13 protein-coding genes are annotated in these 15,775 nt (G+C 58.2%); 3 read left to right on the forward strand and 10 right to left on the reverse strand.

Annotated features, from left to right (window positions below; genetic code table 11):
* Positions 1-19 precede the first annotated feature (19 nt).
* Both DW870_RS00655 and dpaL read right to left on the reverse strand, forming a co-directional pair.
* On the reverse strand, positions 20-1,405 hold the full coding sequence (locus DW870_RS00655; RefSeq protein ID WP_117769415.1) for a YgeY family selenium metabolism-linked hydrolase: 1,386 nt from the start codon (positions 1,403-1,405) through the stop codon (positions 20-22).
* A 74-nt stretch (positions 1,406-1,479) separates the two neighbouring features.
* Positions 1,480-2,694: a diaminopropionate ammonia-lyase gene (gene dpaL, locus DW870_RS00660; RefSeq protein WP_117769413.1), complete on the reverse strand. Its 1,215-nt coding sequence runs from the start codon at positions 2,692-2,694 to the stop codon at positions 1,480-1,482.
* Between the two features lie 277 nt (positions 2,695-2,971).
* On the opposite strand from dpaL, the gene DW870_RS00665 reads away from it, so the two are divergent.
* The 3 genes from DW870_RS00665 (at position 2,972) to DW870_RS00675 (ending at position 5,169) form a co-directional block, all read left to right on the forward strand.
* A complete protein-coding gene (locus DW870_RS00665; protein ID WP_022094290.1) occupies positions 2,972-3,625 on the forward strand; it encodes a transcriptional regulator in 654 nt (217 codons plus the stop codon).
* A gap of 123 nt (positions 3,626-3,748) precedes the next feature.
* Positions 3,749-4,738: a hypothetical protein gene (locus DW870_RS09345; protein ID WP_117769409.1), complete on the forward strand. Its 990-nt coding sequence runs from the start codon at positions 3,749-3,751 to the stop codon at positions 4,736-4,738.
* Positions 4,739-4,887: 149 nt separating this feature from the next.
* On the forward strand, positions 4,888-5,169 hold the full coding sequence (locus DW870_RS00675) for a hypothetical protein (RefSeq protein ID WP_147332627.1): 282 nt from the start codon (positions 4,888-4,890) through the stop codon (positions 5,167-5,169).
* A gap of 73 nt (positions 5,170-5,242) precedes the next feature.
* On the opposite strand, the gene DW870_RS00680 is transcribed toward DW870_RS00675, so the two are convergent.
* The 8 genes from DW870_RS00680 to DW870_RS00710 all read right to left on the reverse strand — a co-directional run bounded on the left by DW870_RS00680 (position 5,243) and on the right by DW870_RS00710 (position 15,401).
* Positions 5,243-7,360 (reverse strand): DUF262 domain-containing protein, encoded by a 2,118-nt coding sequence (locus tag DW870_RS00680; RefSeq protein ID WP_117769407.1) that lies wholly within the window; start codon positions 7,358-7,360, stop codon positions 5,243-5,245.
* A 39-nt stretch (positions 7,361-7,399) separates the two neighbouring features.
* A complete protein-coding gene (locus DW870_RS00685; RefSeq protein WP_117769405.1) occupies positions 7,400-10,492 on the reverse strand; it encodes a type I restriction endonuclease subunit R in 3,093 nt (1,030 codons plus the stop codon).
* Between the two features lies 1 nt (position 10,493).
* Positions 10,494-11,057: a hypothetical protein gene (locus DW870_RS00690; protein WP_117769403.1), complete on the reverse strand. Its 564-nt coding sequence runs from the start codon at positions 11,055-11,057 to the stop codon at positions 10,494-10,496.
* Positions 11,058-11,060: 3 nt separating this feature from the next.
* Positions 11,061-12,335: a restriction endonuclease subunit S gene (locus tag DW870_RS00695; RefSeq protein ID WP_117848312.1), complete on the reverse strand. Its 1,275-nt coding sequence runs from the start codon at positions 12,333-12,335 to the stop codon at positions 11,061-11,063.
* A 2-nt stretch (positions 12,336-12,337) separates the two neighbouring features.
* Positions 12,338-12,697 carry a hypothetical protein gene (locus tag DW870_RS09350; protein WP_199573561.1) on the reverse strand — a complete coding sequence of 120 codons (360 nt, stop codon included), beginning with the start codon at positions 12,695-12,697 and terminating at the stop codon, positions 12,338-12,340.
* A 78-nt stretch (positions 12,698-12,775) separates the two neighbouring features.
* On the reverse strand, positions 12,776-14,134 hold the full coding sequence (locus DW870_RS00700) for a class I SAM-dependent DNA methyltransferase (protein ID WP_199573563.1): 1,359 nt from the start codon (positions 14,132-14,134) through the stop codon (positions 12,776-12,778).
* A gap of 2 nt (positions 14,135-14,136) precedes the next feature.
* Positions 14,137-14,343: a hypothetical protein gene (locus tag DW870_RS00705; RefSeq protein ID WP_117769397.1), complete on the reverse strand. Its 207-nt coding sequence runs from the start codon at positions 14,341-14,343 to the stop codon at positions 14,137-14,139.
* Positions 14,344-14,672: 329 nt separating this feature from the next.
* The gene (locus DW870_RS00710; protein ID WP_117769396.1) at positions 14,673-15,401 is read right to left on the reverse strand and encodes a 3'-5' exonuclease; all 729 of its coding nucleotides are present in this window, start codon (positions 15,399-15,401) and stop codon (positions 14,673-14,675) included.
* Between the last annotated feature and the right edge of the window lie 374 nt (positions 15,402-15,775).

Below are 15,775 nucleotides of genomic sequence, written 5' to 3' on the forward strand. Positions count from 1 at the left end.
ACAAAATCGAGGAATGGGACTAATCAATCTTGTTGTTGGTCAGACCGGCGCGGAACACGGTGGCGTCGCCATCGGCCTTGCTCGGATCGTAGAGGTTCAGGGCAGCCACGTACATGGCAGCAGCGGTGACCAGGTCGTCCTTGTAGGTGACCTCGTTGGGAGCGTGAGCCTGAGACTCGGCACCCGGGCCAAAGCCCACGCAGGGGATGCCGTAGCGGCCCTGGATGGAAACGCAGTTCGTGGAAAAGGTCCACTTGTCGCACAGCGGGCGACCGGTGCGCTTGTCCATGCTGGGCTCGCAGCCGATGCGCTCGTCACCGAACATGGCCTTGTGGGCGTCGACGAGAGCCTTGACGTGCGGAGCGGTCTCCTTGTTGATCCACGTGGGGAAGTAAGCCTCGGTCTCGTAGACCTCGCCGGTCCAGGACGGACGGTCGTACATGTACATGGAGACCTTCACGTCGTCGCCGTACTTCTTGGCAGCCGGCAGGTTGCGGATCTCGTCCAGGCAGGACTCCCAGGTTTCACCGGCGGTCATGCGACGGTCGATGGAGATGGCGCAGGAGTCGGCCACGGCGCAACGGCTGGGGCTGGTGTAGAAGATCTGGCTGACGGTGCAGGTGCCGCGGCCCAGGAAGCGGGCATCCTCGAAGTGCTCGGGATTGTACTTGGGGTCGAGCATCTTGACGAGACCCTTGATGTCGGTCGACTCGTCGCAGCCGTTGTTGTTGAGGGCGCGGACGTCGGCGATGATGTCGGCCATCTTGTAGATGGCGTTGTCGCCGCGGTCGGGAGCGGAGCCGTGGCAGGAGGTGCCGTGAACGTCGACGCGGATCTCCATGCGGCCGCGGTGACCGCGGTAGATGCCGCCGTCGGTGGGCTCGGTGGAAATGACGAACTCGGGCTTAATGCCGTCCTTGTTGTAGATGTACTGCCAGCACATGCCGTCGCAGTCCTCTTCCTGGACGGTGCCGACGACCATGATCTTGTAGCCCTCGGGGATGAGGCCCATGTCCTTCATCATCTTGGCAGCGTAGGTAGCAGAAGCCATGCCGCCCTCCTGGTCGGAGCCGCCGCGGCCGTAGATGATCTCATCGGTCTCGTAGCCCTCGTAGGGATCGGCATCCCAGTTCTCGATGTTGCCGATGCCGACGGTGTCGATGTGGGAGTCGATGGCGATGATCTTGTCGCCCTCGCCCATAAAGCCCATAACGTTGCCCAGGCCGTCGACCTTGACCTCGTCATAGCCAAGGTTCTCCATCTCGGCCTTGATGCAAGCAACAACCTCACCCTCCTCGCAGGACTCAGAGGGATGGGAGATCATAGCGCGCAGGAAGCGAGTCATATCAGCACGATGAGACTCAGCAGCAGCCTTGATAGCGTCGAAATCGAGTTCTTTAGCCATTGTTCATAACCTTTCAAACGAAGGAATCTACCTTTGAGGTGGCGGAGCGATACCTATTTACTCCGCCCCAACGATTAGCAAGTGGGATATTCGCCTTCCCAAACAATGCGGCGATACTGGTCGGGATCCGTATCGCCCTCGGTGGAGAAGCAGAGCACGGAGCTCGTCTTGTCCAGGCCGATGAGTTCCTTGAGCTCGGCGTACTCGGGATCGAGCATGAGAGTCTCGACCAGACCGGTGGTCACAGCGCCGGACTCGCCGGAGATGACGCGCGGGTCGCCCTTCTCGGGAGCGCCCAGGGTGCGCATGCCGCGAGCGGTGACCCAGTCGGGGCAGGACACGAAGGCGGTGGCGTGGTTGCGCAGGATATCCCAGCCCAGGATGTTGGGCTCACCGCAGCACAGACCGGCCATGATGGAGGGCATGTCGCCGTCCACGATGCGCGGGTCACCGTCGCCGGCGGCAGCGCCCTTGTACAGGCAGGCGGCAGGCGCGCACTCAACCACGACGAAGGTGGGCGGGTTATCGGGATACAGGTTGGTGAAGTAGCCCACCACGGCGCCGGCGAGCGAGCCTACACCGGCCTGGACAAAGACGTGCGTCGGGCGGTTGATGGCCATCTCGCGCAGCTGCTCGGCAGCCTCGGAAGCCATGGTGCCGTAGCCCTCCATAATCCAAGACGGGATCTTCTCGTAGCCCTCCCAGGCGGTGTCCTGAACGATGACGCCGCGCTCGCAGGCGTCGGCCTCGGCGGCGGCCATGCGCACGCACTCGTCGTAGTTGACCTCTTCGATGGTCACCGTGGCGCCCTCAGCGGCGATGTTGTCGAAGCGGGGCTTGGTGGAACCCTTGGGCATGTGCACGACGGCCTTCTGACCCAGCTTGTTGGCAGCCCATGCCACGCCGCGGCCATGGTTGCCGTCGGTGGCGGTAAAGAAGGTGGCCTGGCCAAAGTCCTTGGCAAGCTGATCGGAAGTCAGGTAATCGAAGGTGCAGTCGGCAACGTCCTTGCCGGTCTCATCGGCAATGTAGTTGGCCATGGCAAACGAGCCGCCCAGAACCTTAAAGGCGTTGAGGCCAAAGCGATAGCTCTCGTCCTTAACGCACAGGTTGGACAGGCCCAGGCGCGCAGCCTGACCGTCCAGACGGGCAAGCGGAGTGACGGTATATTGAGGGAACGACTGGTGGAAGGCACGGGCCTTCTTCACGTGGTCGAGGCTCATGATTCCCAAGTGCTTGTCATCGCTCTTGGGCATCGTGTTGCCCGCCCACTGGATCTTATCGGCCATACGGTGAACTCCTTAAGTCCTCTCTTGCCGGCCCCCGCATACGCGTTTCAGCCCGATCCCATTCACACGGCTGAACTTTTATGTGGATGCCAAACAAAAAGTTTGTTAGTAATGTTCTATCACACTTTTTGATTGGCGTACCTAACGAATTGTTTGTTGCCGTAATCGGTACTTTTTCGCCGCCGAACGGTCATGAATTGCCTTGTTGATGGATTTGTTTGCGGTCAAGTGTGGTTTATGGCAAAGTGTGCCCAAACTAATTTTTAGGAAGGCACCCATGACCCCCGCACAGATTGAGTTTTACAAGCGCCTAGCACACGGCCTGGCGCTCCAATTTGGCCCCAACTGCGAAGTCGTCGTCCACGATCTGGAAACCGAGGACGTGGACCACTCCATCGTAGTGATCGAAAACGGCCACGTCAGCGGGCGCAAACTGGGTGACGGCCCCAGCCATATCGTGTTTGAGTCCATGCACGAGGGCACCACCGACGTGCACGACCGCGAGCCATACCTCACCAAAACCACCGATGGCAAGCTGCTCAAATCGTCGACGATCTTTATCCGCAACGACGAAGGCAAGCCCGTCGGCATTTTGGGCATTAACTTTGACATTACGCTCATGAAGGCTTTTGAGCGTTCGCTCGACGCCTTTACCGGCACCGGCGGCACGGGCTATACCGAGCCCGAGCCCATTACCAAGAACATCGGCGACCTGCTCGAGGACCTGCTGCACGAGTGCGAGCAGTTTGTGGGCAAGCCCGCGGCACTCATGACCAAAGACGAGCGCATTCGTGCCATTGGCTACCTCGACCGTCGCGGCGCCTTCCTCATTTCCAAGTCGAGCGAGCGCGCCTGCGAGTTCTTTGGCATCTCCAAGTACAGTTTTTATAGCTACCTCAATGAGGCCAAGGCGGCGGCCGGCGACAAGTAGGCGCTCGCCTGGATTGCCCCTCCCCTTTTGGGCGCGAGTTCTGGAAAGCACGAATCCAAGACCGAGCCACTTGGGAAGTTCCATATAATCGATGTCATTAGTATTTCGAAAGGATGGAACAGAATGGCGTTGAGCAAGGCATCATGCACCGGTCGCGGATTGATTCCGGCAATTGGTGGACATGTGCACCGCATGTTCGATGAGGGTGAAGACGACCTGTTTTCGCTGAGCCTTGACGATGTGATGGATGATCGCCCGTGGACCGCCGACGAACTCATGGGCGGCGGCGCGGCTCGCCCGTCAAGCCCCAATCCCGCACTTGCGCCTAAGACCGCATCTGCGCCGACTCCTGCGCAGTCGGCTGTTTCGACGCCCGCGCCTACACCCGCACCCACTTCGGCGCCCACGCCCGCTCCCCGCCCCGCAAGTGACCCATCCGAGACGGCGGCATTTCTCGCAGCAGCGACGCAGGGCAAATCGGCCGACAGCACTGTTATGTACAGCGCCCAGCAGTTGCCTGTTCCTGCGGCACGCAAGCCTCCGGTCGCAAGGCTCGATGAGCCCGTTGCCCATCAGGTTGCCTACGATTCCTGGGCTGCAACCGATCTGGATGAGACCTCTACCGGCATGCCGGCGCTCGACGTTCCAGTTAACCCGCTTTTTGCCGCCAACACGAGCGCCGCAGACTATGAGGGCGGTACGGCATATTCCGATTATTCCGATGGCTATGCTGGCAACAGTCGCATCGAGACCGAGGACTATGGCACCGCGTCGAGCGATTATCCCAACGATCCGTACGCTGCCACGCCCGCACCGGAATATGACCCGGAGGCCGCGTCCGCGCCGGCGTATACCAAAAGCACGGGCGAAGAGCGCTTCGCCGATTATTACGCCGAGGAAAAGGCACTGCGTTTCTCGGAATTTCCGCAGGCAGTCAAGGTTGCCTTTATCGCCATTATCATTGCCCTGCTCGGTGTCATTGCATTTGAGGGATTCCAGCTGTTCCGCGGCCCCACCCAAGCGGAGTCGGAGACCCAGCAAAAAGAGGACGATAACCAGTACCTGGACATCAACACCCTCAAGGGCGACCCCAACGACGGGGACGACGAGTAGCGAGGGCTGAAGGCGGCCACAGGATCCCGCATCCAGCACCAGCTTCTTAGTGCTGTTTTGTCATCCAGCTACACTTTTCCGAAGTTTTAAGGTGCCTATTTCGACACTTTTCCGGATTTTATACTCTGTCCCTCCAGATGCGCTTTACGGTGCAGGCGTTGGAAGAAGGGCCATGTGCCGCTGGCGGCCCACATGTTCTGCAGATCAAGCTGCTCGGAGACGGCTCGCGCGAGCCGTCCAGCTGGAAGCTTTTTGCCGACGGTGCGTGCGTTGCGGACGGATCCGGCGCCTTTGCCCGCGAGTGCTTCTGCGAGGGCGCCGAGGTGTTCCTGGACCTGTGTCGCGACGCCGTGCACGCGGCCGAGCTGCACCAGTGGAGCCAGAGGGAGTACGAGCTGCTGAGCGCGGCGCGCGGGATTGCGGGGGTGTAGGTGGGCAGATAAGCCATCGGCAATTCCGAGATGGCAAGGGCCGGGAATTAGATTCCCGGCCTTTAACCTAGCACTACTTTATAAGATCGAGCACCGCGGGAATGTCATCGGCATTACGAAGAGCAACATAGGTCGGTAGGCCTGGGCCAAATCCACCCTGCGTACGTTTGTCCTGGCACATGTCCTCTGGATCAATTAGGTCATCCACGCTCTTTGCCAGGCCGACGGCAATCCAGCCACCGTTGCTGGTCCTACCTTCTAACACGGCATGCAGTTTTCGCTTGCCCGACCTGAAGCCTACATAGTACTTGGCTATGTAGGACTCCCACGAAGGGTTACCACTCAGAACGGACTCGCGCACCTCATCGAAAAGCTTCTGGTTGAGCCCACCTTCGGCAAAGGTGGGGTGGTTCTCATGCAGAGTCCAGACAGGAGCCTCGTCAGGCTCCCCACGAGAAGGACGGTACTTGTCGACGACGTCTGCCGGAAGGTCGGGATACTTCCATATCTCGCACGCTTCTTTCGCCAGCTCGTCCGCGCGCTGCCCAATCTCTTCCTCACCCCATTTTTCATGCGAGACAATCGATTTGTTTAGGTAGAGCGGGCTGCACTTAAATCCGACGTCAGGCAGATTGAGCTTGTCCGAGAACGACCGGTTTGAGTACTCCTGGTTGTAGCCCGTCAGCGTAAGATTTCCCAAGTTGTTGCACAGCCTGTCGTGGACGTCTTCCCAGTTCTCACCAAGCGATTCCTTCCAGCCGTGCTCATCATCAATCGTCTGGGGCATGATGTGCTCGATCTGGTAATCGTCGGCTGAGATGGACTCCTTCGGGTGGTGCCAGTTCTCCATGCGTTCCAGGTAATAGCGCTTTTTAGAGAAGCGGTTGTAGCAGTCACGCGCCTTAAACTCCTCGACAAAATGCTCGTCTGTCGGAAAGTATGCGGTCATACCGCTGCTGTGGATAAGGAGCATCGCCGTAACGTACTCCTCGATATCGTCCTGCTGCTCGAGATTGCGATACATGCCGGCAAAGAAATTATTTAGGCCCGTGGTAAGTCTGCCGCAAACCGCTCGCCTGAACAGAAACGACTCGATAGTCTCGCAGATACGTAAAAACGCATTGCGGTCTAGTCCATTCCCCTCGTAAACCGAATAAAGCAACATTAAGAGGGGCCTTATCTGCTTCACGTCGAGGCTTACGATTCTGCCGAACACTCGGCGCAGTCCGTCGTCCTTCTCCTTACCAAGGAACAGACTGGCGTATCTATGTGCATACCCGCGCAGCTCCTTAAGCAGGCCCTCGGTGTCACCATCGTAGTCGTCGGCGAAATAGCGCTTAAACTCGTAGTAGGCCTCGTTCTCCTTCGGCATCCTATTGGGAACTTTAAGCCACAGCCAGTACCAGATAAATGCATTGAACTCGTCCTCGCCGCCTTTTCCGAACAAGCACTCGAGTGGATGCCAATAACCCTCATAAAGCTTGGTCTGTTCGTCGTTGGGAAGCGACATTAGAACGTAGTTACGGATGAGGTCAATGGGCGTGAGCGGCTTGCCCTTGGAGTTCATGGACTCAAATATGAGCTGGGCATTATCAACGCCAGCGGTGAGCTTAGTGTCGATGACCTGCACGCGGTTTAGCCCCGCCCAAAGCCTTGCCGGGTCAAATGATTTACCACGCATCTTCTCGCGGAAGAACGCATGGTTCTCGACAATCCGATCCGATTTTTCATCTGGCACGGGAGCCCCAGACACGATGGAGAACAGCGTCTCTTTATCGTCCTGCGAGAGCACCAGCTTGTAGCGTGCCAGACCGTTGTAGTCGTCATCGTTAAAGAGGTAATTTTTCCTCAGCGCCGAGATTTTGAGGTCGCCAAGGAAGCCAGCCTTGTCGGGGTTGCTCTCCAAATAGTCAGCCAAAGCTGCAATCATCAACGAAAACGTCGTCATGCGCTGCTGTCCGTCAATCAGAAGCACGCGCGAAATGCTCGTGGCAGAGCTCTCGGACTCGGGGATATAAAGCATTGACCCCACGAAGTGCGATACGCCATCACGACCCGCTCGCATGACGTCATCCCAAAGCACCTCGCACTCTTTTACACTCCACGAGTAAACTCGCTGGTACACGGGAATGACAAACTGCATCTTCGCCACGCCCATAAGGTCGAGTAGATTTGCCTCGGTTGCTTTCATTTGCGGTTGCCCCTTTTTCCAACATCAATCTCAGGAATCCTACTTGAATTTCTCAACCAGCAGCTGCCCGATGGCGCTCATCATGGCGCGATACTTCTCACTGTCCTCAAAGAGGCTGGTAAAGGAGTCCGTGTTCTCCACATAGGCGCGGCGAGCCTCCTCATCGAACACCTTGGGCAGCAGGCTTGATTCGAAGACCTGTCTGCCGTCGCGACGGATGGTGTCGGCGACCTGCGGGTTTTCGGCGATACGCTTCCACAGCGTGTCGATAACCACACGATCTCCCTCGGTGAAGTTGCCAGCCCACTGCTCGTTGAACTTATCCACGAGCACCTGCAGCGGGTCGCGCTTCTTATCGGGCGTCACGGTCTTGGCCGCGCCACCGGGATCGAGCACGCCGCCGCCAGGCTCAAGCGAAATGCTGCCCTCGAACTCCTGCTTGAGCTTGTAGAAGCGCATCTCGACCTTGTCGTCCACAGCCTCGACGGGGATCTTCTCGACCTTGAGGAGGTGGCGCAGATAGCTTAAATACACGTATTCCTTATGCAGGTCTCGGTCAAACATGCGCACGATCTGGGTGATGTAGGTGTACCACTTGCAGAAGCTACGCACCTTGCGACGAACCTGATAGCGTTCATCGTCGTTCAACTCGTTATAACGCGCGACCGCCGGCTTCAAAACGGCCGCGAGCTTACCCTGCACGTTGCTCTGCGATTTACCCTTGCCATCGGTGAAGACTATCTCGGCAGCGGCCTCAATGTCAGACTCGTCATAGAGCCCGTAACCGCGAATATCGGTCTGCACCTGATAGAGGAGGTCGGTGTTAATCTGCTCGGAAAGCGACGTCTCGGTGTAGAAGCGTTCGAAAGCCTTCTGGATGTCCTCGGGCTTGTTCACGAAGTCGAGGATGTAGGTGTCCTCCTTGTCCGGGTGGATGCGGTTGACGCGGCAGAGCGTCTGGACGGCCTTCACGTCCTTGAGCTTCTTGTCCACCACCAGCGTGTGCAGCAGCGGCTCGTCAAAGCCCGTCTGGTACTTCTCGGCAACAACAAGCACGTCCCCATAGTTGTGGAACTCGGCCTTCGTTTGGCTCTCGGCGACGCGTTGTCCATCGTGGCCGACGTTGATGACCGGCTCGGTGTACTCGGGACCGTCGGGGCCGTCAGCCGGGTCGCTAATGGCGCCCGAGAACGCCACCAGCACCTCGATATCATCGTAGCCCTTCTTCTGCATGTAGCGCTTGATCTCGTGGTAGTAGCGAACCGTCGCGAGGCGCGAGGCCGTGACCACCATCATCTTGCCCTTGCCGCGGATTTTGGTGCGTGTCACATTGCGGAATGTCTCCACGATGATCTCGGCTTTCTGGCCGAGGGCATAGGGGTGCAGCTCCTTATACTTGCGGAGCAGCTTGAGCGTGGGGCTGCTCGGTACGTCGGGATTGTCGGGGACCGTGCGTGCGAGCTCGACGGCCTCCGAATAACTCACGTAGTTGGCGAGGGGGTCCATAATGAAGCCCTCCTCTATCGCCTGGCGCATCGAGTAGACGTGGAACGGGTGGAAGGACCCGTCAGGCCACTCATCGCCGAAGATCTCGAGCGTCTGTTCCTTTGGCGTGGCGGTAAAGGCAACGAAGGTCAGGTTCTTGTGACGGCCGTGGCTCGCGAGCTCGTCGGCGAGCTGGTCCTCCCAATCGGCTGCGGCGTCCTCGGCTTCCGCCTCGATCTCAGCGTACTCCTCGAGCGCGTCGCGCTTGTCGGCAAGGGCGCTCTTGAGCTTGAGCGCGCTCGTTCCCGTCTGGGACGAATGTGCCTCGTCGACGATGATGGCGAAGCGCTTACCCTTGCTCTCGACCTGCTCGTAGATCACGGGGAACTTCTGAAGGGTCGAGACGATGAGACGAGCGCCGCCGTTGATGGCGTCCCGCAGGTCGGCCGAGGTCTTGTCCTTGCCGATGGTCACGACCGAGCCGATGGCGTGATCGAAGCCCGAGATGGTCTCCTGCAGCTGGCTGTCGAGCACTCGGCGGTCGGTGACGACGACCACGGAGTCGAACAGCGGGGTGTCATCCACAAAGAGGGATGCAAGGCGATAGGCCGTCCAGGCGATGCTGTTCGACTTGCCCGACCCCGCCGAATGCTGCACGAGGTAGTTCTTGCCCGTCCCGTTCGCGCGCACGTCGGCGATGACCTTACGCACGGAGTCGAGCTGGTGGTAACGGGGGAAGATGATGCGCTCCTTCTTGCGCTTCACCTCGTTGCCGCGCGCATCGAGCTCTGTCTCTTCCTTGACCTCCAGGTGGAGGAACTTGTTGACGATATCGAGCAGGCTGTCCTTCTGCAGGGCGACCTCCCACAAGTGGCTCGTGGCATAACCGTCGGGATTTGCGGGGTTGCCGGCGCCGCCGTCGTTTCCCGCCCCGGCGGAGCCCTGGTTGAACGGCAGGAAGAAGGTCTTCGCGCCCTCCAGCTTGGTGGTCATGTAGACATTTTCGAGATCGACGGCGAAAAAGGCCACCATGCGCGTGTTGAACTTGAGACAGCGACACCTCGGGTCGCGGTCCTCGCGCCACTGGCGCATGGCATTCTCAACGTCTTGGCCGGTGAACTGGTCCTTGAGCTCTATGCTCACCAGGGGGATGCCGTTCACGTCCAGGACCATGTCGATGGTCTGGTTGCCCGTCTCGGCGAAGTGGAACTGGCGGATGCAGCGGCAGACGTTCTTGGCATAGCGGTCGGCGGCGCTTTCGTTAAGCCCGCTCTCCGGCTTGAAGAATACGACCTTGAAAGGAATTCCTCGGTGCTTGAAGCCGTGTTTGAGCACCGCGACCATACCCAGGCGGTCGACGGCGTCGTTGAAGACCTTGGCGAACTTCGCCGTGGAATCGGAGTTGCACATGCGCTCGAAGCGATCCCACGCCTTGGGCTGCGTCGTCTGGATGAAGTTGACCAGGGTGGCGGCGTCGAGCGCACGGTCACGATGCTCCATGTAGCCGCCGCCGACCATCTGATAGGTGCCGTCCTCGACGTAGAGGAGCGAATGCCTGTCGTCGCACTTGAAGAAACCGCCCTCAGGCGAGCAGAGAAACGACTCGATGTCCTCTTCGAGGTTCTTTTCCTTTGTCTGCGCAGGCATGCTACAACCTCATCTCTCTCAACTCGCGACCAAAGAGAGCGAGCCACGGAAATATGCTCTTGTTTAGCACCATGTACATCTTCGCGCGCTGCTTTTCCGTCGGTGCCGTCCTCTTGTTGAACATATCCACCATGAACTCGTAATCGTTTCGACCGTCATAACCGTTGTACCTATTGGCCGGAAAGGCGCCCCTCTCGTAAAGGAAAGCGTAGAGGCGTCGAGAAAACAGATCCCTGTTCATGCCATCGAGTCGCACGCCCGGCTTCCTCGCCTCAAGGGCTTCCAGCAGCTTGATCGCTGCCTTCCAGCCCTCAACCTCGTTCTTGAGCTCATCATTTTCAAACTTAAGGATGCAGGTGGAGCCTATTGGCGAGAGCTCTTTCCCGTTGACGGAATTTTTGATTGTGAACTCATACCTGATGCCCTCATGCCCGCAAAGACACTCTCCGGAGGTGTTCCCATTGTCATGGCACCCCACCACGTGCCATTCGGAAACGGCAATATCCCACGTTTTCGACGACGACGCCTCCAGCACGATGCCCGGAAGACGATAGGAATCGCCCATTGGCTACACCTCCCGCTTTCCGGTGACGGTCTCGTAGATGAGCGACTGCTTGTACGCTTTGAGGTCGGTGATGATAGCCTGCTTGGCAGCGATATCGGCATCGATCTGGGTGCACTTCTCGTCCAAGTAGTCCGCAATGAGACGCTGTTCGGAGAGAGGGGGCAATGGCACAAACGCCCGAGCCAATACGTTAGCGGCAAGATTTGCGCTCGTTGCACCAATGGCAGTAGCCATGGCTTGATTGGTGGTAGATGAGCACGTAAGCGCATAGCTAAGCCACTCGGGAGCGCAGCAAATGGGTCTAGCGACAGTCAGCGAAGAAGCAACCGTGCCGCAGTTCTCCGTTCGGTTCAACGAGCATTTGCCAACGCTTCCGCGCAAACAAAAGACGACATCACCGCGCCGTAGCTTCACACCCTTAAGTGAATCGTACTTATCTTGCGAAATGTACTTCGAAAAGACGTCGGGAAGATAACGACCATTGAGGTCGCCAGACGTAATAAACGGAATTCCAGCCTCTTGAATGTCGTCGCCTGAAGGGTAGCTGTCACTTCTATCTCCGTTGAGAAATACAGCGAGACGCTTCACCATCACGAGGCCCCAGTTCGCATTCATTTTTCCTATCGCCGGGACTCCGCTTTCTTTCACTTTGAAAGCGTTACACGTACCGTAAACAATGGCTCGTTTAACCACATCGTTTTGATACGCCCTGTACTCTTCAATAGACTGCTCGGCGGTGGAGACGGCGCGGTCGATTTCGGCGCACTTATCGTCCAGGTATTCCGCGATGCGGCGCTGCTCATCGAGGGGAGGCATGGGTAGCACTTGGGCTGCAAAGTCCTCGAACTTGATTGTTTTGCCTTCGCGGATGCCCAACGTTAGTGAATTCATATGGTCAATAAACGACGGCGACTTAAACAAGTACTTATAGAACTGATAGTCGATTGGCTTTATTGAGCGAAACGTTTGGTAAGCAGGCGAACAGACCCCTTCGAAGTCGGAGCGCTCGAAGCCGCCCTGGAAGCTGCGCAGGCTGATTACAAAATCATTCCTGTGAACCGTACGGAATCTACTTAGGTCGGTATCGTCCTTAACGCGAACAACACCTTCAAGCCTATCCTGAGGCCACATGCCATGCTTCTGGGTCGCTGCCAAAAGCGTAAGGTCATCGTTGCCCCTGTCGTTGGTGAGTTTAAACAGGCGCTTAGCCCTATGCAATTTCCACCTCGAGGGGACCTCGCCGAGCCACTCGACGCCACTGTCCTTCATCTCCCGCATTGCTAACGCACCTCTCCGAAGAGGGCCTTGAGGCTCTTCTCGAGCGTCTTCTCGTGCTCGAGGATGCGCTTGGCGATCTCGTCAGCTGGCTCCAGCTCGGCGTACTTGTAGAACACGCGCGTGAACGGGACGGTGTAGCCCACCTTGGTCTTCTTCTTGTCCACCCAGGCGTACTTGTTGTACGGGCGTACCTCGCGCTCGATATAGGCGTCAATGTCCTGAGTGAGCGGGATGTCCTCGGTGTCCTCCTTGGCCTTGTCCGCCTGCATTTTCCCGCGTTTGTTAAGGACGGGTTCTCCGTCCTCGTCGACGACGGGGCTCTCCACGGCAACGCGGTTGAAGCCAAACTCGACCGTCTCCATCAGGCGCGCCTCGACGGAGACCTCTAGTCCGTTGGACCCGGCGCCCGTCCAAGTGCCGTCGCGATACTCGGAGTACGCCTAGACGATAAGGTCGCGGCAGGACTTGGTGATGTCGTTCTTCTTGTCGCCAATGCCCTTGCGGCGCTTCTCGAAGCACCGGGAGGCGTCGATGAGCAGCACGTGGTCGCGATGCTCCGGTGCCTTCGCCTTGCTGAAGAGCCAAACGTAGGTGGCGATGCCGGTGTTGTAGAACGAGTCGCAGGGCAGCTGCACGATCGCGTCGAGCCAGTCGTTCTCCAACACGTATCGGCGGATGCTGTCCTCGCCGCTGCCGGGCTTGCCCTTGTAGAGCGGACTCGCGTCCTGGACAATCGCCATCACGCCGTCGTCCTTGAGCTTAGACAGGCCGTTGAGCACGAAGAGCATCTGACCATCGCCCTTGGCGGGAAGCTTCTCAACGGGGAAGCGTCCACCGCCGGCAGTCTTGAATTCCTTCTCCACCGAGGGGGCCTGAGGATTCCACGGGTCACCGAAGGGTGGATTGGAAATGCAGTAGTCGAACTTGAAGCCATCGAACTTATCGGCGGAGAGGGTATCTCCGAAGCGCATGTTGGCGTCGTCCTCGCCACGAATTAGCGCACTCGCCTTCGCGATGCCGAAAGTGAAGGGATTGAACTCCTGACCGTAGCAGGTTACACGGGCCTCGGCGTCGAGCTGGCGCAGGCGCTCCTCGGTGCAGCCGAGCATCTGCGAGGTTCCCATGGTCTGGTCGTAGACGGTCTTCGTGATGCGGTCGCCGTCGAAGACGTGCGGGTCCGCCTGAATGAGCAGGTCGGTCATGAGGTACACGATGTCGCGGCTCGTGAAGTGAGCGCCGGCGTCCTCGTCGTAGGACTCGGAGAAGCGCTGAATGAGGTTCTCGAAGATGTAGCCCATGTCCACAGCTTTGATCTTGTCGGGCGACATGTCGGCCTGCGGCTTGCAGAAGTCGCAGACGACCTGGTAGAGCAGCGGGGCGTCTGGGTCGGAGAGGCGTTCGATCTGGTCGGCGAACTTCATGCGTGCCAAGATGTCCTGCACGTTGTCCGAGAACCCGTTGATGTAGCCCTTGAAGTTGTCCTCGATGTTCTCCGGGTCGGCCTTGAGCGTCTCGAAGGTGAACTTAGAGGTGTTGTAGAAGGGGTAGCCGGAGGCATCGCGCAAAAAGCCGTCCTTCACGGAAAAGGCTTTGTATTTCTCAGCTGCGGCGAGAACGGCATCGTGCGTGGGCTCAAGGCAGTCGTGGAAGCGTTTGATAACGGTCATAGGAAGGATGACCAGGCCGTACTCATGAGGCTTGTAGGGGCCACGCAGGGTATCGGCGGCACTCCAAATGAGAGATGCCTTCTCTTGAATATTGGCGCCAACGGCCTTGATAAGATCGTCGCTATCCGCCACTGCTATTTCTCCTTCTTGGTCAGATATTCGATGAGGCTCATCTTTACCAGCGAGGTAAAGCTGATGCCAGAAAGCGCAGCGGCGTCCTTCGCCGCATCACGCATGTTTTTAGGTATGCGGATGGTCACGGCAACGTTCTCGCCATCCACAAGAAAGCTCTTGAGCTCGCCTGTCTTGGCCTCTCCGTCGACAAGCTCGGCGTATTTCATTGGCAACCCCCGCGATTGCATGATGCAATACAAATGTGCTTCTGATTCTAGCAAAGGAACAGAAGCCAATGACCATCTGACGCAGATAGAAGGGGAAGTCGAGAGTCAACGTTCTGCCCATTCGCGATGCCATGGAATCTTAGGTCCCGTAGGCTTGTCAGCCATTCGGTTAAACCTATAGATATGAATTTAGGACCGGTGACTTGAATCAGCGGTCATCCCGGGCCCATCGATATGCAGTGTACCCAGGGCTAGCAGGTTTAACAAATGGATTTTCGTTAGCGCGACCTCGACCGTCCCAACTGCCTCGGCTACCAACTGAACGCCCCCTACCTCCCCTCCGCCTTCAGCTTCAGCAGCAGGTCGCCCAGCTCGGGGCACTTGTTGGAAAGGCGCATCTGGGCTCGATCGCCCATCCCCCACCGCTGGCGGATCTCCTGAGCACGCGGACTCACGCGATAGCCCCCGTCCATCACCTGCTTGAGCAACTTGGCGGTCACGCGCGCGTCGGCTAGGGCACTGTGGGCGTGACCCGTCGACTCGTCAAACTCGATGCCAAACCACGTCGCCGCGTCATTCAAAGAGACGCACTCGTGGCTGCCCACGTCCATGATCGAGGTGTAAAACGCCTGCAGATCGGCCCAGTCCGTAGGAAATGCGGCAAGGTCGATTTGCTTTGCCTGGCACTCGGTCATAAGCTGTCGACGGTCCGTCCCGCTCCAGCAAACTATCTGGGCGGAGTAGCGGCCGATCCAATCGCTGAGCCTTTTGATCACCATGTAGAGCGGGTCGGCCATCGCGGTGTCCACGGCCGATATACCTGTGAGCTCGCGGACGGGAAACGCAACGCCTTCGGTAAATTCCGTCTGCACAAACTGCGAGAACTCGCCCATAACGTTGCCGTGGTAATCGAGCTTGACGGCGCCGACCTCGATAATCTCATTGCGCAGTCCACGGCGCTGGCGCTGCTTTGGCACCGGCGCAAACTCAAAGTCCAGCACAATCTGGCGCGCAAAGTTCGTCGTATCGATAGCCGAGATACCCGGCGTCTTTTTCAACTGACACGGTTAGGGCCTTTCTCCGTTGCCTGCCGCTTGCTACATAGGCGGCTACATTGCCGTAAGGATAGGTGGCCGCGCGGACATGAAAGCTGGGCGCAATACCATGCGCCAGGCACACGCCATGCAGACGGCCCCAAGAGAGTTGCCCGCTCTATTCAAATGCATGAAAAAGATTTAGGCCCGGTGACTTGAATCAGCGGTCATCCCGGGCCCATCAATATGCAGTGTACCTACAGAGGGCTGGTTAATCAAACGGGCTTTCGGTGACGAAGACCTGCGCGTCTAGCCCCAATCGCCCAGCGCCGTCTTCTGCCGCCCTTACGAAAGGCTGCTATTCGAGGGAATCACGTTGCTGTTATTATCGAACATAT

It is taken from the genome of Collinsella sp. AM38-1BH (genome assembly GCF_003467545.1).
Taxonomy (GTDB): Bacteria; Actinomycetota; Coriobacteriia; order Coriobacteriales; family Coriobacteriaceae; genus Collinsella.

Coding starts and splice junctions, on each gene's coding strand:
- DW870_RS00665 (WP_022094290.1), top strand. CDS start 2,972: ATGACCCCCGCACAGATTGAGTTTTACAAGCGCCTAGCACACGGCCTG.
- DW870_RS00680 (WP_117769407.1), bottom strand. CDS start 7,360: ATGAAAGCAACCGAGGCAAATCTACTCGACCTTATGGGCGTGGCGAAG.
- dpaL (WP_117769413.1), bottom strand. CDS start 2,694: ATGGCCGATAAGATCCAGTGGGCGGGCAACACGATGCCCAAGAGCGAT.
- DW870_RS09350 (WP_199573561.1), bottom strand. CDS start 12,697: ATGGAGACGGTCGAGTTTGGCTTCAACCGCGTTGCCGTGGAGAGCCCC.
- DW870_RS00695 (WP_117848312.1), bottom strand. CDS start 12,335: ATGCGGGAGATGAAGGACAGTGGCGTCGAGTGGCTCGGCGAGGTCCCC.
- DW870_RS00690 (WP_117769403.1), bottom strand. CDS start 11,057: ATGGGCGATTCCTATCGTCTTCCGGGCATCGTGCTGGAGGCGTCGTCG.
- DW870_RS09345 (WP_117769409.1), top strand. CDS start 3,749: ATGGCGTTGAGCAAGGCATCATGCACCGGTCGCGGATTGATTCCGGCA.
- DW870_RS00655 (WP_117769415.1), bottom strand. CDS start 1,405: ATGGCTAAAGAACTCGATTTCGACGCTATCAAGGCTGCTGCTGAGTCT.
- DW870_RS00705 (WP_117769397.1), bottom strand. CDS start 14,343: ATGAAATACGCCGAGCTTGTCGACGGAGAGGCCAAGACAGGCGAGCTC.
- DW870_RS00685 (WP_117769405.1), bottom strand. CDS start 10,492: ATGCCTGCGCAGACAAAGGAAAAGAACCTCGAAGAGGACATCGAGTCG.